Source organism: Ruegeria arenilitoris, from assembly GCF_013031355.1.
GTDB lineage: Bacteria > Pseudomonadota > Alphaproteobacteria > Rhodobacterales > Rhodobacteraceae > Ruegeria > Ruegeria arenilitoris_C.
Genome location: NZ_WPZO01000017.1, coordinates 17,534 through 39,803, shown reverse-complemented (window position 1 = coordinate 39,803; position 22,270 = coordinate 17,534). Strand labels below are relative to the sequence as shown.

The window sequence follows — 22,270 nt, the reverse complement described above, 5'->3', positions numbered from 1 at the left end:
AACGGTTCCGGGCGGCGTTTTCATAAGAGAGACCGATTTATGGTATCAGCAGCAGAACAAATGGCGGCCAACACAAGCTGGGCTGCCCTTGGCAAAGCCACCGATCTGCGCAACCGCATCCTGTTCACGCTGGGTTTGTTGATCGTTTATCGTCTGGGCACCTTTATTCCGGTGCCGGGGATCGACGGTCAGGCTCTGCGCGAGTTCATGGAGCAGGCGGGGCAGGGCATCGGCGGCATGGTTTCGATGTTCACCGGCGGGGCGCTTGGGCGGATGGGTATCTTTGCCCTCGGCATCATGCCCTATATCTCGGCCTCGATCATCGTACAGCTGCTGACATCGATGGTTCCCGCGCTCGAACAGCTCAAGAAAGAGGGCGAGCAGGGCCGCAAGAAGATCAACCAATACACCCGTTTCGGCACCGTGGCGCTGGCCACTGTTCAGGCCTATGGTCTGGCCGTTTCGCTGGAGTCGGGCGATCTGGCGACCGATCCGGGCATGTTCTTCCGCTTCTCGACCATGATCACTCTGGTTGGCGGCACCATGTTCCTGATGTGGCTGGGTGAACAGATCACCGCACGCGGCATCGGTAACGGTATCTCTCTGATCATCTTCGTCGGCATCATCGCCGAGGTTCCGGCCGCTCTGGCGCAGTTTTTTGCCTCGGGCCGTTCGGGTGCGATCAGCCCCGCCGTGATCGTTGGTGTGATCGTGATGGTTATTGCCGTGATTACCTTTGTGGTGTTCATGGAACGGGCGCTGCGCAAGATCCACATCCAGTATCCCCGCCGTCAGGCCGGTATGAAGATCTATGAGGGCGGCTCCAGCCACCTGCCGGTCAAAGTGAACCCGGCGGGCGTTATCCCGGCGATCTTTGCCAGCTCGCTGTTGCTGCTGCCGGTGACGATCTCGACTTTCTCGTCGGGCGCGACCAGCGGACCGATCATGTCGTGGCTGCTGGCCAACTTTGGTCCCGGACAGCCGCTGTATCTGCTGTTCTTCGCGGCCATGATCGTGTTCTTTGCCTATTTCTACACGTTCAACGTGTCGTTCAAGCCGGACGATGTTGCGGACAACCTGAAAAAGCAAAACGGTTTTGTGCCGGGTATCCGTCCGGGCAAGAAAACCGCTGAATATCTGGAATACGTGGTCAACCGCGTGCTGGTTCTGGGTTCGGCCTATCTGGCGGCGGTTTGTCTGTTGCCTGAAATTCTGCGGAACCAGTTCGCCATCCCGTTCTATTTCGGCGGCACCTCGGTTCTGATTATCGTCTCTGTGACCATGGACACGATCCAACAGGTTCAGAGCCACCTGCTGGCGCATCAATACGAAGGGCTGATCGAAAAGTCCCAACTGCGCGGCAAAGGTAAGAAACGCAGCAGGAAGGGACCCGCTCGTCGATGAACATCATTCTTCTTGGGCCCCCGGGGGCCGGTAAAGGGACGCAGGCGCGTCACCTGGTCGAAACTCGGGGCATGGTTCAGTTGAGCACTGGCGACATGCTTCGCGAGGCCAAGACCTCGGGCACCGAGATGGGCCAGAAGGTTGCTGCGATCATGGACGCGGGCAAGCTGGTCACCGATGAGATCGTGATCGGCCTGATCGAAGAGAAGCTGACCACGGAAACCGGTGCTGGCTTCATCTTTGACGGCTTCCCGCGGACGCTGGCACAAGCTGATGCGCTGGCCGCGTTGTTGGCCAAGCTGGGCCAGTCGCTGCACACCGTGATCGAAATGCGTGTGGATGACGAAGCGCTGGTTCAGCGGATCACGGCACGTTCGACCTGCGGCGGCTGCGGTGAGGTCTATAACGACATTACCAAGCCGATCCCGGCCGATGGCAAATGCACCAACTGCGGCAAGGAAAATGACTTCCAGCGTCGCGCGGATGACAACGAAGACAGCCTGCGCACACGCCTGATGGAATACTACAAAAAGACCTCGCCGCTGATTGGGTATTACTATGCCAAAGGCGATCTGCGCCCGGTCAATGGCCTGGCCGAGATCAAGGAAGTCACCGCCTCGATCGAGGCGATTCTGGGCTGACTTTAGGTTGGGGCTTGACGGCCCCACCAAAACCCCATATCGACCCCCATCCCCTTGGGGAATCAAGACCGCAGGCGGGATTCGTTCCAACTGCCCCGACCACCTCGAATAATGCTGAACCCTCTGGCGACACTGCCACGGTTAGGCGTTGTGAAAAAAGGTTCTGGAGTTACGGAACCGCAACGAAAAGGAAAGTGACACGTGGCACGTATTGCCGGCGTAAACATCCCGACTGCAAAGCGGGTACCTATCGCCCTCACATATATCACCGGTATCGGCAACACCTCGGCCAAAGCGATCTGCGAAGCCGTGGGCATTGAAGCGACCCGTCGCGTCAACGAACTGTCCGACGCCGAAGTTCTGGCCATCCGTGAACATATCGACGCCAACTACACCGTTGAAGGTGACCTGCGTCGTGAAGTTCAGATGAACGTCAAGCGCCTGATGGACCTGGGCTGCTATCGCGGTCTGCGTCATCGCCGCAACCTGCCGGTTCGCGGTCAGCGCACCCATACCAACGCTCGTACCCGCAAAGGCCCCGCAAAGGCCATCGCTGGTAAGAAGAAATAAGGGAGGGTCTGACTGATGGCACGTGATAAGACTCGCGTTAAGCGCAAAGAGCGTAAGAACATCGCATCGGGCGTCGCCCATGTGAACTCGACCTTCAACAACACCAAGATCCTGATCTCGGACGTACAGGGCAACGCCATCTCGTGGTCGTCTGCCGGTACCATGGGCTTCAAAGGGTCGCGGAAATCGACACCCTACGCCGCTCAGATGGCTGCAGAAGACGCAGGCAAGAAGGCGCAGGAACATGGCGTCAAGACGCTGGAAGTCGAAGTTCAGGGCCCCGGTTCGGGTCGTGAATCGGCTCTGCGCGCGCTGGCTGCAGTGGGCTTCAACATCACGTCGATCCGCGACGTGACTCCGATCGCTCACAACGGCTGCCGCCCGCCGAAGCGTCGCCGCGTCTAAGCGATTTTGAATTGAGCTGGGGCTGTGTTTTCGCACGGCCCCAGCACGTCATTTTGAACCTCGGGCGTCTGCACCTTGTTGGTCATGGGGCGCGGACAGGAATGGAGGGATTACATGATCCATAAGAATTGGGCAGAATTGATCAAGCCGACCCAGCTGGAAGGAAAGCCGGGCAACGATCCTGCGCGTCAGGCGACCCTGGTTGCCGAACCGCTGGAGCGTGGCTTTGGTCTGACTCTGGGCAACGCCCTGCGCCGCGTTCTGATGAGCTCGCTGCAAGGCGCGGCCATCACCAGCGTCCAGATCGACAACGTCCTGCACGAGTTCTCCTCGGTCGCGGGCGTGCGTGAAGACGTCACCGACATCATCCTGAACCTCAAGCAGGTTGCCCTGCGCATGGAAGTCGAAGGCCCCAAGCGCCTGTCGATCAATGCCAAAGGCCCCGCAGTTGTCACTGCTGGTGACATCAGCGAAAGCGCTGGCATCGAGGTTCTGAACCGCGATCACGTCATCTGCCACCTGGACGATGGCGCTGACTTGTTCATGGAACTGACCGTCAACACCGGTAAGGGTTACGTCTCGGCTGAGAAGAACAAGCCGGAAGACGCACCCATCGGTCTGATCCCGATCGACGCGATCTATTCGCCGGTCAAAAAGGTTGCCTATGACGTTCAGCCGACCCGCGAAGGTCAGGTTCTGGACTATGACAAGCTGACCCTAAAGATCGAAACAGACGGTTCGATCACTCCGGAAGACGCGCTGGCCTTTGCCGCACGTATCCTGCAGGACCAGCTGTCGATCTTCGTCAACTTCGACGAGCCGGAATCGGCTGGCCGCCAGGACGAAGACGATGGTCTGGAGTTCAACCCGCTGCTGCTGAAGAAAGTGGACGAGCTGGAACTGTCGGTCCGTTCGGCAAACTGCCTGAAGAACGACAATATCGTTTACATCGGCGACCTCATCCAGAAGACCGAAGCCGAGATGCTGCGCACTCCGAACTTCGGCCGCAAGTCGCTGAACGAGATCAAAGAAGTGCTGTCCGGCATGGGTCTGCACCTCGGCATGGATGTCGAGGATTGGCCGCCCGACAACATCGAAGATCTGGCGAAGAAATTCGAAGACGCGTTCTAAGCGCGTCTTCACCAATGCCCGGGCTTCCGGGGACTGTATGGGCACTTCCGCCCCAAGGAGAGCCGGTGACACGCATCGCCGGCCAGACAAAGCAAAACGCGAAAGAAGGAACTAGAAAATGCGTCACGCACGTGGTTACCGCCGCCTGAACCGTACTCATGAGCACCGCAAGGCGCTGTTTGCGAACATGGCTGGCTCGCTCATCGAGCATGAGCAAATCAAAACGACTCTGCCCAAGGCAAAAGAACTGCGCCCGATCATCGAAAAGCTGGTCACTCTGGGCAAGCGCGGCGACCTGCATGCCCGTCGTCAGGCCGCAGCACAGCTGAAAGAAGACAAAGACGTCGCAAAGCTGTTCGAAGTTCTGGGCCCCCGCTACGCCGAGCGTCAGGGCGGTTATGTCCGCATTCTGAAAGCTGGCTTCCGCTATGGCGACATGGCACCGATGGCGATCATCGAATTCGTTGATCGTGACGTCGACGCCAAAGGCGCGGCCGACAAGGCTCGCGTTGCCGCCGAAGAGGCAGCAGACGAAGAATAAGAAAGCCGGGCTTTCTGATTTCGCCCCCCGCGTCCCAGACGCGGGGGGTTTTTTGTTGCCTGGCGGTGTCGTATTTGGATCATTTGCGTTGCATTCTAGTCATGAACGCGCTGGCTTGCCGAGCCATTCTGGACGGCAAGCCGGGGAGGGAAGACAATGACGCAGTCTGAGAGACCGCCTGAACTCAAAGGCCCGTCTGCCTGGACGGGGCAGGACATGCGTAAGCGGCAGGACGAATGGATTGTCGAGCTGACGCCAGAGGATATTGCTGATCTGGAGCAGGCCGCGCGCCATTACCTAAATTTGGGTCGCGACATCGGTGAAATCACAATGGCCAATTTCCCGTTGCAACGGATGGATGTGCATCTGGCCGGGCTGCGCGACAAACTAATCCGAGGAATCGGGTTTGAGGTGATCCGGGGCCTTCCGGTACAGAACTATACTCAGGAATTGGCGGCAGCGATCTTCTGCGGAGTGGGGGCGCATCTGGGATCGGCACGCTCACAAAATGCGCAGGGGCATATTCTGGGCCATGTCCGGGATATTGGGGCTGATGCAAATGACCCGAACACGCGGATCTACCAGACCCACGAGCGCCAGACGTTCCACACGGACAGCGCCGATATCGTTGGGTTGCTGTGTCTGCGCGACGCCAAGGAGGGCGGGGAGTCACTGTTGGTGAGTGCCGAAGCGATCTACAACCGGATGCACGCGGATTGCCCGGATTTGCTGGAGCGGCTTTTCGACCCCATTGCGACCGACCGTCGGGGCGAAGTACCGGAAGGCATGGAGCCTTTCATGACCATTCCGCCGTTCAGTTGGCATGATGGCAAGCTGACGGTGTTTTATCAGCGGCAGTACATCGACAGCGCACAAAGGTTCCCCGAGGCCATGCGCCTCACGCCGGATCATATCGCGGCGCTGGACCGGTTCGACGCGCTGGCCAATGATCCAGAACTGCACCTGAGTATGCGTTTGCGGCCCGGGGATATGCAGTTTGTCTACAACCATTCTCAGCTGCATGACCGGACTGGGTTTACCGACTGGCCCGATCCGGCGGAACGGCGTCACTTGTTCCGCCTGTGGTTGTCGCCGCAGGGGGACCGAGAGTTGCCGGATGTGTTTAGGCAGCGCTACGGCAGTGTTGAGGTCGGCAATCGCGGTGGGATCATCACAAGGGGCACGCAGTTGCACGCTCCGCTGGATTGAACCGCCACCACATGCTTGCATTACGTTTCGGGTGGACGCATATCCATCTCAACTCTGTAATTTGAGGTCTTCATGTTCCGCGCGACATTTATCGCTCTTTCTGTTGCCTGCGCTTCTGTTGCCACGGCTGAAACCCGCGTCCCGCAAACCCAGACCGAGATTTCGCTGGGCTTTGCGCCTGTGGTCAAACAGGCGTCTCCGGCGGTGGTCAACATCTATGCCAAGATCGTGCGGCAGGGGCGGGCGAACCCGTTTTTCTCGGACCCTTTCTTTCAGGACTTCTTTGGCCGCGGGTTCGGAGAGACCCGCCCGCGGGTGCAGAACTCGCTGGGGTCGGGTGTGATCCTGTCGGACGATGGGTATGTGGTGTCGAACTACCATGTGGTCGGAACGGCCACCGAAATCCGGGTGGTGACCACGGACCGGCGCGAGTTTTCGGCACAGGTGGTTCTGGGTGACAAGGAAAGCGACATCGCCATCCTGCGGCTGGAAGAGGCCGAGAACCTGCCTTACCTGCAGATGCGCGACTCGGACCATGTCGAGGTCGGTGAGTTGGCGCTGGCCATCGGCAACCCGTTCGGGGTGGGACAGACGGTGTCGTCGGGCATCATCTCGGGGCTGGCTCGCACCGGCGCGGCCACGGGCAACGCGCGGGGCTATTTCATTCAGACCGATGCGGCGATTAATCCGGGCAATTCCGGCGGGGCGCTGATCGACGTGAATGGCGATCTGATCGGGATCAATACCGCTATCCTGACCCGCTCGGGTGGGTCGAACGGCATCGGCTTTGCAATTCCGGCCAATCTGGTGGCGGAATTCCTGCGGCAGGCGCAGGGTGGCAATGATAGTTTCGTAAGCCCCTGGGCCGGAATGGCGGGCCAGCATATGAGTGCCGATATCGCCGAGTCTCTTGGTCTGGTCATCCCGCTGGGCGTGGTGATTTCAGACCTGCATCCCCTCAGCCCCTTGGCCGAGGCCGGTCTGCGCGTGGGCGATGTGGTGACCCATGTGGACGGAGATGAGGTGAACTCGCCCGCCGAGATGAAATTTCGTATGGCGGTGGCCGGTGTGGGCGGCACGTCCATGGTGACGCGACTTCGGGGGGAAGAGCGCGCCGAGGTGGAAATCGCGCTGATCAAGGCCCCCGAAACCCCAGCGGCCGAGGAAACCACGCTGGACGACCAGACCGTGATGCCGGGCCTGACCGTCTCGCGCGTCAACCCGGCGGTGATTGCCAAGATGGGGCTCGTCCTTTCTCAGACCGGAGTGGTCGTGGTGGATGCCGGCCCTTATGGTGGTCGGTCCGGGTTGCGTGCGGGTGATGTGGTCAACAGCATCAATGGCACACGGATTGAAGCCCCCGGCGACGTGGTGGAGGCGCTGACCGATCCGGGTCGCCGGATTAATCTGGATGTTCTCAGGGGGGGGCGTTCGGTCTCTCTCCGGTTCCGGTTGTAACGTGAGCGACCTGTTCGATACCGGGGCCGCTGCGCCCGTACCGCCTGCGCACCGTCCGCTGGCCGATCGGCTGCGGCCGCAGACATTGGCCGAGGTGATCGGGCAGGAACAGGTGCTTGGTCCCGATGCGCCACTGGGGGTCATGCTGGCCTCTGGCAGTCTGTCCAGCTTGGTGTTCTGGGGGCCTCCGGGCGTTGGCAAGACCACTATCGCGCGGCTTCTGGCGCAAGAGACTGATCTGCATTTCGTTCAGATCAGTGCGATTTTCACCGGCGTGCCGGACCTGAAAAAGGTCTTCGAGGCCGCCAAGATCCGCCGCCAGAACGGGCAGGGCACGCTGCTGTTTGTGGACGAGATTCACCGGTTTAACAAAGCCCAGCAGGACGGGTTCCTGCCCCATATGGAGGACGGAACCATCCTGTTGGTCGGGGCCACGACCGAGAATCCGTCCTTCGAGTTGAACGCCGCTGTGCTCAGCCGGGCGCAGGTGCTGGTGCTGGAACGCCTCAGCCTTGCCGATCTGGAACGCCTGACCCAACGGGCCGAGAAAGAGCTGGGACGCGCGTTGCCCCTGACCGGTCCAGCACGCGAGGCGCTGCAAGAGATGGCCGATGGCGACGGCCGGGCGCTGCTGAACCTGATCGAACAGATCGCGGCGTGGAAGGTCGACGCGCCGCTGAACCCGGATGCGCTGGCGACGCGGCTGATGCGCCGGGCCGCGAAATACGACAAGTCGGGCGATGAGCATTACAACCTGATCTCGGCCCTGCACAAATCGGTGCGCGGCTCCGACCCGGACGCGACGCTTTACTGGTTCGCGCGGATGCTGACCGGAGGCGAGGACCCTCGGTACCTGGCGCGTCGCATTACGCGAATGGCGGTCGAAGATATCGGTCTGGCCGATCCGCAGGCGCAGGCGATTTGCCTGCAATCCTGGCAGACCTATGAACGGTTGGGTTCACCCGAGGGTGAATTGGCGCTGGCGCAAGCGCTCGTCTATCTGGCCTTGGCGCCGAAATCGAATGGGGCTTATGTGGGTTATAAGGCAGCGATGCGACTGGCCAAGCAATCAGGCAGCGAGCCGCCGCCCAAGCATATCCTGAACGCGCCCACTTCGTTGATGAAGGATCAGGGCTACGGCGCGGGTTATGCCTATGACCATGACGCCGAGGACGGGTTTTCCGGTCAAAACTACTTTCCAGACGGGATGGAGCGGCCAGAGCTGTATCAACCGGTTGAACGCGGCTTTGAGCGTGAGTTGAAAAAGCGGCTGGACTACTTCGCCAAGCTGAGAGCGCAGCGTAACGGCTAAGTTCCGCCGCGTCAGAGGCGACAGGAGACACAAATCAGGTTTCCCTTGGGTCATGAGAGTAGAGGGAGGATACTCATGACCGTCTCAATCGAGAAAACCGAGGACGTCTGGACCATCGTTCATGACCGCCCGGATGCGCGCAATGCCGTGGACACAGACCATGCCGAGGCGCTGGTGGCCGCGTTTCTGGAGTTTGAGGACAGCCCGGCCAAAGCGGCTGTGTTCTGGGGCAAAGGCGGGAATTTCTGCGCGGGATGGGATCTGAAACTCGCAGCCACGCTCGCGGACCCGGAATTGAGAGAAGCCTATTTCGAGAAACATAGCTTCCCCATCGGATCGGCGCCCTCGACGCTTGGCCCAATGGGGCCGTCTCGTCTGGAACTCTCCAAGCCAGTGATCGGAGCCGTGGAAGGGGCCGCAGTGGCAGGTGGGATGGAGCTTGCCTTGTGGTTCGGTCCGGTTGCCGCGTCTGGTCGGGCAGGGGAAGGCGTTGGAAATCGCGCTGACAGGGCGCAAGGTCGAAGCCGAGGAATGCTATCGTATCGGTCTGGCCGAGAAGGTCGTGCCACATGGCGAAACCCGAGCAGCTGCCGAAGCGATGGCGCATGAAATAGCCCGTTTCCCGCAAGTGGCCGTGCGGGCCGACCGCCGCTCGATCATCGAGACGCGCGGTCTGCCAGTGCGCGACGCGCTCAAGGTCGAGTGGGCCAATGGGCTAGAGGCGATCCGGCATGAAGGCACTGCCGGGGCAGGTCGTTTCCGCGACGGGGCCGGGCGGCACGGGGATTTCTCGAACATCTGACCGGGTTGACTTTTGGCCCTTTGCACGCCACAGACGCGCATGTTTTCTAGGGCACTTACAGACAGGTTTACCGCTCGGGCAATCCGCGCGACGCAGGGGATATCGGCATGAGCGGCGTACAGAATATTACCGTGGCAGAAGGTGACGGCGACCAGCGACTGGACCGGTGGCTGCGCCGTCTGTTCCCGCATGTCAGCCAAGGGCGTATCGAAAAAATGTGCCGCAAGGGCGAGCTGCGGGTTGAGGGGGGCCGGGTGAAGGCTTCGACCCGGCTTGAGGTTGGACAGGTGGTACGGGTGCCGCCTCTGCCCGATGTCGACCATAAACCGGCTGAGGTCAAACAGCGTATCTCGGATGCCGATGCCAAGATGATCCAGTCCTGCGTGATCTATCGTGACGATCACGTGCTGGCGCTGAACAAGCCGCATGGATTGCCCGTGCAGGGCGGCAGTGGCCAGACCCGTCATGTGGACAGCCTGTCCGAGGCACTGCGCTTTGGCTATGACGAAAACCCCCGCCTTGTTCACCGGTTGGACAAGGATACCTCGGGCGTTCTGTTGCTGGCCCGCACACGTGAGGCCGCCAAAGGGCTGACGGCTGCCTTCCGTCATCGCGATACCCGCAAGATTTACTGGGCATTGGTCGCCGGGGTGCCGACCCCCTATCTGGGCGAGATCAAGACCGGGCTGGTTAAGGCCCCGGGTCATGGCAAGCATGGTGAGGGCGAAAAGATGATCCCCGTCCACCTGAACGAAATCAGCGACACGCCCGGCGCGAAACGAGCGCATACGCTCTATGCGACGCTCTACCGTGTGGCCGGGCGCGCCGCGTGGGTGGCGATGGAGCCGATCACCGGCCGCACCCACCAATTACGGGCGCATATGGCGGCGATTGGGCATCCGATCATCGGGGATGGCAAATACGGCGGCTCGGGGCAGGAAAACCTCGGCGATGGCTGGGGCGCGCAATTGGGCGGGATCATCAGTAAAAAGCTGCATCTGCATGCCCGTCAGGCGACGTTTCAGCATCCGGTGACGCGCAAGACCATTACCGTCACCGCGCCGCTGCCGGATCACATGAAACACAGTTGGGACACCTTCGGCTGGACCGAGGACCTGGCTGCGGACGACCCGTTCGAGGAACTGCAATGAGCGCACCGCTGCGTCTGGTGCTGTTCGACGTGGACGGCACGCTGGTCGACAGTCAGGGCAGTATCGTTTCGGCCATGACCGCCTGTTTCGACGCCCAATCCTTGCCGGTGCCGGAGCGTGAGGCGATCCTGTCCATCGTTGGGCTGTCCCTGCCCAATGCGATGGCGCAGTTGGCCTCCGAGCATTCCGACAGCGTGCAGCATCGCTTGGTCGAAGGGTACAAGGAAGCCTATCACGCGCAACGGCTGGAGCAAGGGGCGGCAGGCTCTCCGCTGTATCCCGGGGCACGCGATGCCATCGAAGCCCTGCACGCCGTGCCCGAGGTTCTGCTGGGCGTTGCCACAGGTAAATCTCAGCGCGGCTTGGATGCTTTGATCGAGGCGCACGGGCTGGAACGCTTTTTCGTCACCCGGCAGGTGGCGGATCACCACCCGTCCAAGCCGCATCCGTCGATGATCGACACGGCGCGCAGCGAAACCGGGGTAGACGCGGCCAATACGGTCATGATCGGCGATACAAAGTTTGACATGGATATGGCCCATGCCGCTGGGGTGGCCGGTATTGGCGTGACCTGGGGTTATCACGACCGATCCGTTCTGGACCGCGCGACCTGCATCATTGAAACCTTTGACCAGCTGCCCCGCGCGCTGGACGATATCTGGACCTGACAATATGAGCGACTGGAAGCCGAAACGATTTTGGACCGAGAGCGCGGTTGTGGAAACCGAGGGCGGCTTTACCGTTGAACTGGACGGTCGCCGTGTCAAAACCCCGGCCAAGGCAGCTTTGGTCCTGCCGACCCGTGGCATGGCAGATGAGGTCGCTGCGGAATGGGACGCGCAGGAAAAAGTGATCGATCCGACGGTGATGCCGTTCACCCGGTCGGCAAACGCCGCCATTGATAAGGTCTACCATCAACACGCCGAGGTTGCAGATATGCTGGCCGATTATGGCGATTCGGACTTGCTGTGCTACCGCGCAGTTCACCCGCAGGAGTTGCAGCAACGCCAGGCTGAACACTGGGACCCGGTGCTGGATTGGGCGGCTGAAACGCTGTCGGCGCGGCTATTGCCTGTGGCCGGTGTGCTACACCAACCTCAGTCGGCTGAGGCCCTGGAAACCCTCAGGCAGCGTGTCCACGGGCTGAATGACTTTCAACTGGCAGCGTTTCACGATCTTGTCAGCTTGTCGGGCTCTCTCATCCTTGGATTTGCGGCGGCGCAAAACCGGGCCGATGCGGAAGAAATCTGGCAGATTTCAAGGCTGGATGAGCAGTGGCAGATCGACCAATGGGGCCATGATGACGAGGCCCACGCCGTGGCCGAGATCAAGAAGGCGGCTTTTTTGCACGCCAAACGGTTCTTTGACCTCTCGATTTGATCCCTTATGGCCATTTTTTAGAACGTTGGGCGAGTCATCTCTGGATTGACTGATCGTTTTCCCTGATCCGACCCTTGACGTTTGTTTATGAATGCGCCCAAACTCATGCCCACTAAAGGGGAGACACCTTTGGGAAACCTTTCTGGTGCCAGAGGTGCCGGACAGAACCGTCCTTTGAACAGGACGGAAAATCAGGAAGAGGTAAAAATGAAAAAATCCGTACTCTTGGGCGTGGCAACCATCGCCGGCCTGGCTGCTGGTGTAGCGGCAGCAGGGACTGCTGACGATGTAAAAGCACGTGGCAAGCTGAACTGCGGCGTGGCGACCGGTGTTCCCGGTTTTGCCAGCCCGGATGCCAACGGTGAGTGGCAGGGCTTTGACGTGGCTGTATGTCGTGCAGTCGCAGCCGCCGTTCTGGACGATCCGTCCGCAGTTGAATTCATCCCGACCACCGGTAAAACGCGTTTCACCGCTCTGGCTTCGGGCGAGATCGACATGCTGGCCCGAAACACCACATGGACCTTCAGCCGCGACGTCGACCTGAAGTTCGAATTCGTCGGCATCAACTACTATGATGGTCAGGGTTTCATGGTTCCCAAGGCTCTGGGCGTCAGCTCGGCCAAGGAACTGGACGGCGCAACCGTCTGCATCCAGACCGGCACCACGACCGAGCTCAACCTGGCGGATTTCTTCCGCATCAACAACATGAGCTACGAGCCGGTTCCGATCGAAACCAACGCCGAAGCGCAGCAGCAGTATCTGGCTGGTGCCTGCGACGTCTACACCACCGACGCATCGGGCCTGGCGGCTACTCGCGCCACCTTTGAAAACGCCGGTGACCACGTGATCCTGCCCGAAATCATCTCGAAAGAGCCGCTGGGCCCGCTGGTCCGTCACGGCGATCACGAGTGGGGCGATGTGGTCCGCTGGACCTTGAACGCGCTGATCGCAGCCGAAGAACTGGGCGTTACCTCGGCCAACATCGACGAGATGGCTGCTGGCACCGACAATCCCGAAGTGAACCGTCTGCTGGGCAGCGAAGGCACTCTGGGTGAGATGCTGGGCCTGGACGCGACCTGGGCACAGCGCGCGATCAAAGTTGGTGGTAACTATGGCGAAGTCTTCGCCAAGAACATCGGTGAGGAAACTCCGATCGGTCTGGCGCGCGGCTTGAACGCACAGTGGACCGATGGCGGTCTGATGTACGCACCGCCGTTCCGCTAAAATCCACGGAAAAGGGCGCGGGACATCCCGCGCCCTTTTTCCATCCATAAGAAACACGCCCGGGTCGTTCTGAGCAGAGGTCAACTCTGCCACCGAAAAACCGGGATGCACGGGGAAAAACATAGGTCATGACGACACTCACTGACCCGCCGAAGGAGCACTTCCGGCTGTCCATGCTCCTTTACGATACGCGGTATCGATCTGCGACCATCCAGGTCATTGCATTGATTGGTTTCATGCTTCTGGCAGCCTGGATTATTAGCAACACCATTCAGAACCTCGAAACGCTGGGCCGAACAGTTGGGTTCGGCTTTTTCAGCGAACCTTCGAGTTATGACATCAACCAACGCCTGCTGGAATACGACTCGCGCGATACCCATCTGCGTGCGGCCTTTATAGGTCTGCTGAACACGCTGGTTGTCGCAGTTCTGGGCTGTATCACGGCAACGATCATCGGCGTCATGGTTGGTGTTCTGCGCCTGTCGAACAACTGGCTGATCGCGCGGATCATGACGGTTTATGTCGAAATGTTCCGCAACGTTCCGGTTCTGCTTTGGATCGTGTTCGCTATGGCGATCCTGATTGAAAGCCTGCCTGCGCCGCGCGCCTTCCGGGGTGAAAATCCAGAAGCCACGATGGATCTGTTCGGCACGGTTGCTGTGACCAACCGCGGGGTCTATATCCCCGAGTTTCTGTTCTCGCGCGGCTTGGGTGACATCCACCTGTTCGGCACGTCGAGCCTGCGTTTTGATGTCTCGCTGGACCTGATCGCCTTCCTGATCGTTTTAGGCGGCAGCATCTTTGCCATGCGCAAAGTGTCGGCCTGGGCCAGTGCTACGCAGGAAAAGACCGGTGACCGTCCGACCATCTGGTACATCCAATTGGGCCTGCTGTTCGTGCCATCGGCCATCCTGCTGGGCGCGCTGGGATTCCATCTGGGCTACCCCGAGCTGAAGGGCTTTAACTTCACCGGCGGTACCCACCTGCGGAACTCGCTGATCGCCCTGTGGCTGGCCTTGTCGCTGTACACCGCAGCCTTCATCGCCGAGATCGTCCGTGCCGGTATTCTGGCCATTTCGAAAGGCCAGACCGAGGCCGCATCCGCACTGGGCCTGCGCCCGGGCCGCACGATGCGTCTGGTGATCCTGCCGCAGGCATTGCGGGTGATCATCCCACCGATGATCTCGAACTATCTGAACCTGACCAAGAACTCGTCACTGGCGATTGCGGTCGGATATATGGACATCACGGGGACCCTGGGCGGTATCACCATGAACCAGACCGGGCGTGAGCTGGAATGCGTTCTGCTGCTGATGCTGGTCTATCTGACCATCTCGCTGAGCATTTCGGCGGTGATGAACTGGTACAACAACCGTGTCAAACTGGTGGAGCGGTAATATGAGTGATGTTTCATTTGTCCGCACAGAAATGTTGCCGGAAAAGGCTCCGCCCGCATCCGAAGTGGGTGTGCTGGGCTGGATCAGGCATAACCTGTTCTCAAGCTGGCTGAACGCCATCCTGACCATTATCTCGCTGTTCTTCATCTACTATGTGCTGTCCAACATCCTGGCATGGACGTTCGAATCCGTTTGGAACGCCAATTCCCTGTCGGAATGTCGCGAGATCATGATGGCGACATGGGGCGATACTCATGGCCATGCCTGCTGGGGTGTGATCAAGGACCGGTGGCTGCAATTGCTGTACGGTTTTTATCCGCCTTACCCGGCGCATCCGGACGCAACGTGGTCTAATCCGCCAGAAACTGGCGCATGGCCCGCCTATTTCCGGCCGAACTTGACCTTCATCCTGTTGCTTGTCGCGATTGCGCCGGTGCTTTTCACCAACGTACCGCGCAAACTTCTTTTCGTGACGGCGGCTTATCCGTTCCTGCTGCCTTGGCTCATGTGGGGCGGGTCGATCTGGGGGCCACTGATGGTCGCTGCCGGGTTTGCCATCGGATACTTCGCCTACAAGGTTGTGCTGCCAATGGCAGGGAACCTGACGGCGTTAATCCTTGCAATTGCGCTGCCCATTCTGTGGTGGTTGTTTGCTTCCGGTTCGGTTGCCGACGCGATCAACTCCGTCATCCCGATTGGCATCGCTCCGGTGGAAAGCCGTGACTTTGGCGGCTTCATGCTGGCGATCTTGTTGGGCGTTGTGGCCATCGGTGTCTCGCTGCCGATCGGTATCGTGCTGGCGCTGGGTCGTCAGTCCGATCTGATGATCGTCAAATACCTCTGCGTGGGCTTTATCGAGTTCATCCGGGGTGTGCCGCTGATCACGCTGCTGTTCGTGGCCTCACTGCTGCTGAACCTGTTCCTGCCGCCGGGCACCAATTTTGACATCATCCTGCGGGTGATGATCATGATGACCCTGTTCTCGGCCGCCTATATGGCCGAGGTGATCCGGGGTGGTCTGGCTGCCCTGCCACGCGGTCAGTACGAAGGGGCTGACAGTCTGGGCCTGAACTACTGGCAGGCGCAGCGGCTGATCATCATGCCGCAGGCGCTGAAAATCTCGATCCCGGGCATCGTGAGCACGTTCATCGGTATCTTCAAGGATACGACTCTGGTCTCGATCATCGGTCTGTTCGACGTGATCGGCCTGACCAATGGCATCCGCGCTGATACCGCCTGGAACGGCGTCTACTGGGAACTGTTTGCCTTTATTGGCGTTCTGTTCTTCGTCGTCTGCTTCTCCATGTCCCGTTATTCCATGTATCTGGAGCGCAAGCTTCAGACTGGCCACCGTTAAGGAGTTCAACACATGTCTGAACTTGCAATTGAACGCGAAATCGACCGCTCGAAGATGCAGGTGAGCGACGAGGTCGCCATCGAAATCACCAACATGAACAAGTGGTACGGGTCCTTCCACGTGCTGCGCGACATCAATCTGACCGTCAACCAGGGCGAGCGGATCGTGATCGCGGGGCCGTCGGGATCGGGTAAATCCACTTTGATCCGTTGCCTGAACGCGCTGGAGGAACACCAGCAGGGTACGATCATCGTGGACGGGACAGAGCTGTCGAATGACCTGAAGAACATCGATAAGATCCGGTCCGAGGTTGGCATGGTGTTCCAGCACTTCAACCTTTTCCCGCACCTGACCATTCTGGAAAACTGCACGTTGGCCCCAATCTGGGTACGCAAGACGCCGAAGAAAGAGGCCGAAGAGCGCGCGATGCATTTCCTGGAAAAGGTGAAGATCCCCGAGCAGGCCGATAAATATCCCGGTCAACTTTCGGGTGGTCAGCAGCAGCGTGTGGCGATTGCCCGCTCGCTCTGCATGATGCCGCGGATCATGTTGTTCGACGAACCGACCTCGGCGCTGGACCCCGAAATGATCAAAGAGGTGCTCGACACCATGATCGAGCTGGCCGAGGAAGGTATGACCATGCTGTGCGTGACCCACGAGATGGGTTTTGCCCGTCAGGTCGCCAACCGCGTGATCTTTATGGATGCCGGTCAGATCGTGGAACAGAACGAACCGGAAGAGTTCTTCAACAACCCACAGAGCGAACGGACCAAGCTGTTCCTGAGCCAGATTCTGGGTCACTAATCCCAGCGAAACGGAAGAAAAGGCGGGGTTTTGCCCCGCCTTTTTTCATTCCAGCAATTCGCGCGGAATGACAAATCCCTGTACGCTGCCGCTGTGCCACTGAACATGGGCCCAGCCATCGATGTCGAACCGGATCACGGTCGTGGCGCAGGTCGGGTAATCGTGGAACCGCGCATGGTCAGGGGCTTGCCGGACGATACGGCTGGCAAAGGCGGCAATGCCAGGGTTGTGGCCCAGCATCAGCACCGTGGGTTCGGTGGCGCCTGACAGCTCGATCAGCATATCCTCGGGGGCCGCATGATAGAGCGTGCGGTAGAAGCAGACCTTGTCCGCTTGCAGGTTCATCCGATCCCAGGTCTCGCGCGTGCGGGTCGAGGTCGAGCTCAGCACCTCATCCGGCAGCCACCCGTTTTCGCGCAGCCAGCCAGCAATTGCCGGAGCCGAATTGCGCCCGCGCTTGTTCAGGGGACGGTCGTGATCAGTAAGAGCCGGGCTGTCCCAACTGGATTTCGCGTGGCGGGTCAGGATCAGGGTGCGGGTCATGACGGGTGAAACGCTCTCATATGGTGGGCGGATTGCTCCGGGTCGCGCCCTGCGCCCGCGCTGAGCGGGCAGGACAGCCGCGCAAGGCAGCCATCGGTCATGCAGGTCTGGCCCTCGGGGGTGGATAGATGTGCGTGACAGGCGGGCACGTCAAAAAAGTCCCGGGTGTTCAGTGCATCGACCGGGCAGGAGGTTGCACATGGGGCGGGGCAATCCGTGCAGGGCGACGTGCCGCTGCCTTCGGGGATGTCGAATTCCCGCGCGAAATGCAGCGCCCCGCGGTAGGAGATCATCATACCTACTGTGTCATGTACCAAAGCGCCAACCGGGCTGCTGAAGGTGCGCCCGGATTTCAGCGCCCAGTCGATGAAGGGCGCATAGGGTGGTCCGCCAAACGGGAAATGTGCCTGCGCGCCCAGATCCTGTGCCATCTGACCAATGACGCGGCTGGACCAGCGGTCCACCGGGTCGGGCCCCGACCATTCCGGGGACGCCTTCAAGACAGGCCAGAAGGCCGAGCCCGCGCCTAAAAGAACCAGGGTTCCCCCATCCAGCCCTTTGGCACCGCTTCGTCTTGGATGTGTCGCCCCCATGACGATCAAGCCCGCTTGATGCGCCGCGCGCATTACCCAACCATAGCTGATTGCTGCCGCGTAAGAGGAGGGTGGGGGGCGTCCGTTCATCTCTCCTCCACAGTTCACGTCAATCGGGTCGGATCAGTGACCCGGCGCCGTGCTCGGTAAACAGTTCCAGCAGAACCGCATTGGGCGCGCGACCGTCCAGAATGACAACCGCCCGCACACCGCTGTGCAGCGCGTCCAGTGCCGTTTCTGTCTTGGGGATCATACCGCCCGCGATTGTGCCTTCCATCGTCATTTCGCGGATTTGACCAGCTTTAAGCTCGGTCACGACCTCTCCGGCGGCGTTCTTGACGCCCGAGACATCGGTCAACAGCAGCAGCCGGTCTGCCTTGAGCGCGGATGCGATGGCGCCCGCCGCCGTATCGCCATTGATGTTGAACGTCTCACCGTTCTTGCCCGCGCCCAGAGGGGCAATCACAGGGATCACATCGTGCGCGAACAGGTCGTGCAGAATTTTCGGGTCCATTTTGGACGGAGAGCCGACAAATCCCAGCGCCGGGTCGGCCTGATCACAGACCATCAGGTTCGCGTCCTTACCCGACAGGCCCACGGCCGTACCGCCCTGACCATTGATCGCCTGTACGATGCGCTTGTTCACAAGGCCGGACAGGACCATCTCAACCACCTCAACGGTGGCTTTGTCGGTCACCCGCTTGCCGTTCACGAATTCGGACTGGATATTCAGCTGATCCAGCATTGCGTTGATCATCGGACCGCCGCCATGCACGATCACCGGGTTCACGCCGACCTGACGCATCAGCACGACGTCGCGGGCAAAGCTCTCCATCGCCTCGTCGCTGCCCATAGCGTGACCGCCCAGTTTGATAACGACAATCGCGCCGTCATAGCGCTGCAGATAGGGCAAGGCGCTGTTCAAAGTGGCGGCGGTGGCGATCCAATCCCGGTTCATATCTCTTGTCTTCATGGCTTAGGTCCCTTTGACGTTCCGTGTTAGGGCCTTTGCGCGGTGCTGCCAAGAGGCAAGCTATTCCAGATGTGCGATGATCGAACGCAGAGTGGGGATACCGTCACCCTTTTCGGACGAGGTCAGCACGATTTCCGGAAAGGCCGCAGGGTGTTTCGACAGCGCTCCACGTACCTGTTCCAGTACCTTTTCCCGATCCTTGGCTTTGACCTTGTCGGCCTTGGTCATCACGCACTGAAAGGTCACGGCGCTGGTGTCCAGCAGTTTCATGATCTCGGCATCCACCGGTTTCACCCCATGGCGCGAGTCGATCAGCACAAAGGCCCGGCGCAGGGTCTGGCGCCCGCTCAGGTACTGTTTCAGCAGCCGCTGCCACTTTTCCACCACCTTCACCGGAGCGTTGGCATAGCCATAGCCGGGCAGGTCGACCAGATAGAGCTCTGGACCTTGGGTAAAAAAGTTGATCTCTTGCGTGCGGCCCGGCGTGTTTGACGCGCGCGCCAGCCCCTTGGTGCCGGTCAGTGCGTTGATCAGGCTGGACTTGCCCACGTTCGAGCGACCGGCAAAGCAGACCTCCAGCCGGTCGGGCGCGGGCAGGCCGTTCATGGCGACCACGCCTTTGACGAACTCGGACTCGCCAGCGAACAGCTTGCGGCCACGCTCCTGTGCGAACTCATCGGGGTCTTCAGCCAGAGGGAAGGGGAGGGTGCTCATAGCAATTCTACCTTATCGCCAACCGAGATTGCGCCGCCTTTAAGAACCTCGGCATAGACACCGAAATCCTTGTGGCCCCAGGTTTCCAGCGCGCCCAAAGTGTCTGCATCGCGGATGCCCGTGTCCGGGTTGGCCGTTGTTGCCAGACAGCGTGTGATGCGTTCACGAACACGGAACACGGCCTCGCCGATTTGAACCTCGCGGCCCAGCCACTCGAATTCTTCCCACAGGGGCATTCCATCGAACCAGATATTGCCGCGCCAGCGGTGGATCGACAGCTCCTGGCTCAGCTTTTGCCCAACCGCGCGATGAGACGCCATGTTGCACAGGCTGATCGAGGGGAAATCGCTGTCGGTCATGCCGCGCCCCGGCACCCGGATTATCCGCGCCGAGGCGGCCCGGTCTGCGGGCATCAGGGGTTTGACCCAGTCCAGAAACACTTGCTGTTCCCTGTCGGGGATAAAGGTCAGATCCGGACGGTCCGGGTGGGACAATGTCAGGGTTTCACCGGTGTACAGCGCCGAGATTGCCATCAGTTGCGGCGCTTTCGCGCCCCTGCTGAAATTGGCGCACGGTACCCATTCCGAGCCATCCGCCTTGGACGCCTCATGCGCAACCGCCCAAACGCGATCCCCGGGCATGGTTCGCCCGGGGATCACATTTACGGTTGCGACAGTTTCCCGACCATGGCTTTTGATCGGGTGCCGGCAAAGCTGGGTTACTTCAGCTGTCATTTATCATCCGTTTTCGGCGTGCGCTTGAACCCGGATTTGATGTTGCCGAACACGTCCGGCTTATAGCCTTGGCTGCGCATGATCAGATACTGCTGGGTAAACGTGATCGTGTTGTTCGCGATCCAGTAAACCACCAGCCCGCTGGCAAAGCTGCCCAGCATGAACATGAATACCCACGGCATCCAGGCAAAGATCATCGCCTGCGTCGGGTCGGTTGGCGCCGGGTTCAGCTTTTGCTGCAGCCACATCGAGATACCCAGCAGCAGAGGCAGGATACCGATGAAGACCAGCGCCATTATCGTGTCCGGCTGCGGACCGGCAAAGGGCAGCAGCCCAAACAGGTTCATGATCGAGGTCGGATCCGGCGCGCTCAGGTCCTGGAACGGGCCAAACCACGGGGCCTGTCGCAGTTCGATGGTGACGAAGATCACCTTATACAGCGAGAAGAAGATCGGAATCTGCATCAGGATCGGCAAACAACCCGCGGCGGGGTTCACCTTTTCCTTCTTGTACAGCTCCATCATGCCCTGCTGCATCTTCTGACGGTCGTCGCCAGCGGCCTCTTTCAGGGCCTCCATCTGCGGCTGCAACTCCTTCATCTTTGCCATTGAGACGTAGGATTTGAACGCCAGCGGGAACAGGATCGCCTTGATGATCAGGGTCAGGCCAATGATGGACCAGCCCATGTTGCCGATGAGGGCGTTGATGTTGTGCAGCAGCCAGAAGATTGGCTTGGTCAGGAAGAAGAACCAGCCCCAGTCGATGCTGTCGATAAACTTCTGCACGCCTTCCGCCTGATATTCGCGAATGGTCTCCCATTCCTTAGCGCCCGCGAACAGCTGCGTGGTAACCTCTTCCGTCGCACCGGGGGCAACGGTCAGGGTCGGCAGTACCGTTTCGGTCTGGTAAATCTTGCGGCGCGCGTCATATTTCGCGGCGGCCTTGAACGCAGTTCCCGGCTCAGGGATCAGCGTGGTCATCCAGTAGTGGTCGGTAAAGCCGATCCAGCCGTCTTCCTTGACCTGATAGACCTCGGCCTGGGCCCGTTCGTTCGGGTCGATATCGAAATCGCGGACATCGCCATAGTCGATCTCGGCCAGCGTGCCGTCGGCCATGCCGATCACGCCTTCGTGCAGAATGAAGAAGTTCTTCAGGTCGGGAAGATCGCCATCTTCGCCAATGCCGTGGCGGGCCAGAATGCCATACGGGGCCATTCCAACCGGGGCTTGGGTGTTGTTTTCGACGGATTGGTTGACCGTGAACATATAGTCCTGATCCACCGAGATCGTGCGGCGGAAGGTCAGACCATTGCCGTTGTCCCATTTCAGGGTGATCGGCGTGTCGACACCCAGCGTCTCACCCTGTTCTACCGCCCACTGCGTGTTGGGGCCGGGCACGTCAGCGCCTGCCACTCCGGCCCCGGGTGCCCAGCCATAGAGAGCATAATAGGCCGAATCCGATCCAACCGGAGACAGAAGCTCGACGATCGGTGCGCCCTCTTCGATCGAGACCTTGTAGTCCTTCAGGAACAACTCATCGATGCGGCCACCCGACAGCGACAGGCTACCCTTCAGACGGGGCGTGTCGATCTCGACCCGCGGGGCCTGCTCTTCTGGCAGGGTTTCCTCGGCGGCGGTTGTCGCTTCACCAACGGTGCTGGTGCCTGCGGCGTTGGGCGTTTGAACCTCATTGCCCTCGACGGAGGTAATCTCGGCCTGATCCGGTGTGGGTGCTTGTTCCGGTGGAGGGAACAGCACGAACCAAACAAGGATCACGACAAAGCTGAGCGCGGTTGCAAGGATGAGATTCTTGTTCTGATCGTCCATCGGGGACAGCCACCTTAAGCAGTGAAACACACCCGGTGGGTTCAACAGAGTGCAGGCCCAAAGGTCAAGCGGAATCGCCTGTCAATTCCACACGGATTGCG

At 60.0% G+C, this 22,270-nt stretch carries 23 protein-coding genes and 1 pseudogene; 18 read left to right on the top strand and 6 right to left on the bottom strand.

The genetic code is table 11. The features are described from left to right. Positions 1-39 precede the first annotated feature (39 nt). From secY to GOX63_RS22855, 18 genes and pseudogenes are all read left to right on the top strand, one after another. Positions 40-1,404 carry a preprotein translocase subunit SecY gene (gene secY / locus GOX63_RS22935; RefSeq protein ID WP_170328764.1) on the top strand — a complete coding sequence of 455 codons (1,365 nt, stop codon included), beginning with the start codon at positions 40-42 and terminating at the stop codon, positions 1,402-1,404. Next, on the top strand, positions 1,401-2,045 hold the full coding sequence (locus GOX63_RS22930) for an adenylate kinase (RefSeq protein ID WP_170328763.1): 645 nt from the start codon (positions 1,401-1,403) through the stop codon (positions 2,043-2,045). The genes secY and GOX63_RS22930 overlap by 4 nt, the downstream gene beginning before the upstream one ends. A gap of 201 nt (positions 2,046-2,246) precedes the next feature. Continuing rightward, a complete protein-coding gene (rpsM, locus tag GOX63_RS22925) occupies positions 2,247-2,615 on the top strand; it encodes a 30S ribosomal protein S13 (protein ID WP_170328762.1) in 369 nt (122 codons plus the stop codon). Between the two features lie 15 nt (positions 2,616-2,630). Beyond that, positions 2,631-3,020: a 30S ribosomal protein S11 gene (rpsK, locus tag GOX63_RS22920; RefSeq protein ID WP_008757289.1), complete on the top strand. Its 390-nt coding sequence runs from the start codon at positions 2,631-2,633 to the stop codon at positions 3,018-3,020. A gap of 114 nt (positions 3,021-3,134) precedes the next feature. After that, on the top strand, positions 3,135-4,151 hold the full coding sequence (locus GOX63_RS22915) for a DNA-directed RNA polymerase subunit alpha (protein ID WP_058276312.1): 1,017 nt from the start codon (positions 3,135-3,137) through the stop codon (positions 4,149-4,151). 118 nt (positions 4,152-4,269) lie between these two features. Beyond that, positions 4,270-4,692 (top strand): 50S ribosomal protein L17, encoded by a 423-nt coding sequence (gene rplQ, locus GOX63_RS22910; protein WP_039538314.1) that lies wholly within the window; start codon positions 4,270-4,272, stop codon positions 4,690-4,692. Between the two features lie 156 nt (positions 4,693-4,848). Further along, positions 4,849-5,901: a TauD/TfdA family dioxygenase gene (locus tag GOX63_RS22905; protein ID WP_217356279.1), complete on the top strand. Its 1,053-nt coding sequence runs from the start codon at positions 4,849-4,851 to the stop codon at positions 5,899-5,901. Positions 5,902-5,973: 72 nt separating this feature from the next. Then, positions 5,974-7,359 (top strand): trypsin-like peptidase domain-containing protein, encoded by a 1,386-nt coding sequence (locus GOX63_RS22900; RefSeq protein WP_170328761.1) that lies wholly within the window; start codon positions 5,974-5,976, stop codon positions 7,357-7,359. 1 nt (position 7,360) lies between these two features. Beyond that, the gene (locus GOX63_RS22895; protein WP_170328760.1) at positions 7,361-8,671 is read left to right on the top strand and encodes a replication-associated recombination protein A; all 1,311 of its coding nucleotides are present in this window, start codon (positions 7,361-7,363) and stop codon (positions 8,669-8,671) included. A gap of 75 nt (positions 8,672-8,746) precedes the next feature. Then, positions 8,747-9,263, top strand: a pseudogene (locus GOX63_RS22890) (enoyl-CoA hydratase-related protein); the annotation flags it as partial. Between the two features lie 6 nt (positions 9,264-9,269). Continuing rightward, positions 9,270-9,473, top strand: coding sequence for a hypothetical protein (locus GOX63_RS23895; RefSeq protein ID WP_254436080.1), 204 nt, complete (start codon positions 9,270-9,272; stop codon positions 9,471-9,473). A gap of 107 nt (positions 9,474-9,580) precedes the next feature. Beyond that, entirely contained in the window at positions 9,581-10,624 is a 1,044-nt protein-coding gene (locus GOX63_RS22885; protein WP_170328758.1) for an RluA family pseudouridine synthase, read from the top strand. Beyond that, entirely contained in the window at positions 10,621-11,292 is a 672-nt protein-coding gene (locus GOX63_RS22880) for an HAD-IA family hydrolase (RefSeq protein WP_170328757.1), read from the top strand. Before GOX63_RS22885 ends, GOX63_RS22880 begins: the two co-directional genes overlap by 4 nt. Before the next feature lie 4 nt (positions 11,293-11,296). Further along, positions 11,297-12,004, top strand: a complete 708-nt coding sequence (locus GOX63_RS22875; RefSeq protein ID WP_170328756.1) for an ATP12 family chaperone protein — start codon at positions 11,297-11,299, stop codon at positions 12,002-12,004. A 207-nt stretch (positions 12,005-12,211) separates the two neighbouring features. Further along, positions 12,212-13,228 (top strand): amino acid ABC transporter substrate-binding protein, encoded by a 1,017-nt coding sequence (locus tag GOX63_RS22870; RefSeq protein WP_170328755.1) that lies wholly within the window; start codon positions 12,212-12,214, stop codon positions 13,226-13,228. 128 nt (positions 13,229-13,356) lie between these two features. Next, on the top strand, positions 13,357-14,625 hold the full coding sequence (locus tag GOX63_RS22865; RefSeq protein WP_170328754.1) for an amino acid ABC transporter permease: 1,269 nt from the start codon (positions 13,357-13,359) through the stop codon (positions 14,623-14,625). Position 14,626: 1 nt separating this feature from the next. Further along, positions 14,627-15,982 (top strand): amino acid ABC transporter permease, encoded by a 1,356-nt coding sequence (locus GOX63_RS22860; RefSeq protein ID WP_170547313.1) that lies wholly within the window; start codon positions 14,627-14,629, stop codon positions 15,980-15,982. A gap of 12 nt (positions 15,983-15,994) precedes the next feature. After that, complete coding sequence (locus GOX63_RS22855; protein ID WP_302477163.1) at positions 15,995-16,786, top strand: amino acid ABC transporter ATP-binding protein; 792 nt, start codon at positions 15,995-15,997, stop codon at positions 16,784-16,786. A 45-nt stretch (positions 16,787-16,831) separates the two neighbouring features. Here GOX63_RS22855 and GOX63_RS22850 read toward each other — a convergent pair whose 3' ends face one another. Genes GOX63_RS22850 through yidC form a run of 6 tightly spaced genes read right to left on the bottom strand, consistent with a single transcriptional unit; the run spans position 16,832 to position 22,169 of the window. Further along, entirely contained in the window at positions 16,832-17,329 is a 498-nt protein-coding gene (locus GOX63_RS22850) for a SixA phosphatase family protein (protein ID WP_170547309.1), read from the bottom strand. Continuing rightward, entirely contained in the window at positions 17,326-18,012 is a 687-nt protein-coding gene (locus GOX63_RS22845; protein WP_170547306.1) for a ferredoxin, read from the bottom strand. Before GOX63_RS22845 ends, GOX63_RS22850 begins: the two co-directional genes overlap by 4 nt. 19 nt (positions 18,013-18,031) lie before the next feature. Further along, a complete protein-coding gene (gene argB / locus GOX63_RS22840) occupies positions 18,032-18,895 on the bottom strand; it encodes an acetylglutamate kinase (protein ID WP_170328750.1) in 864 nt (287 codons plus the stop codon). Positions 18,896-18,955: 60 nt separating this feature from the next. Further along, positions 18,956-19,609, bottom strand: coding sequence for a ribosome biogenesis GTP-binding protein YihA/YsxC (yihA, locus tag GOX63_RS22835; protein ID WP_170328749.1), 654 nt, complete (start codon positions 19,607-19,609; stop codon positions 18,956-18,958). Continuing rightward, on the bottom strand, positions 19,606-20,343 hold the full coding sequence (locus GOX63_RS22830; RefSeq protein ID WP_170547303.1) for an MOSC domain-containing protein: 738 nt from the start codon (positions 20,341-20,343) through the stop codon (positions 19,606-19,608). The genes yihA and GOX63_RS22830 overlap by 4 nt, the downstream gene beginning before the upstream one ends. After that, on the bottom strand, positions 20,340-22,169 hold the full coding sequence (gene yidC / locus GOX63_RS22825; RefSeq protein WP_170547300.1) for a membrane protein insertase YidC: 1,830 nt from the start codon (positions 22,167-22,169) through the stop codon (positions 20,340-20,342). The genes GOX63_RS22830 and yidC overlap by 4 nt, the downstream gene beginning before the upstream one ends. Between the last annotated feature and the right edge of the window lie 101 nt (positions 22,170-22,270).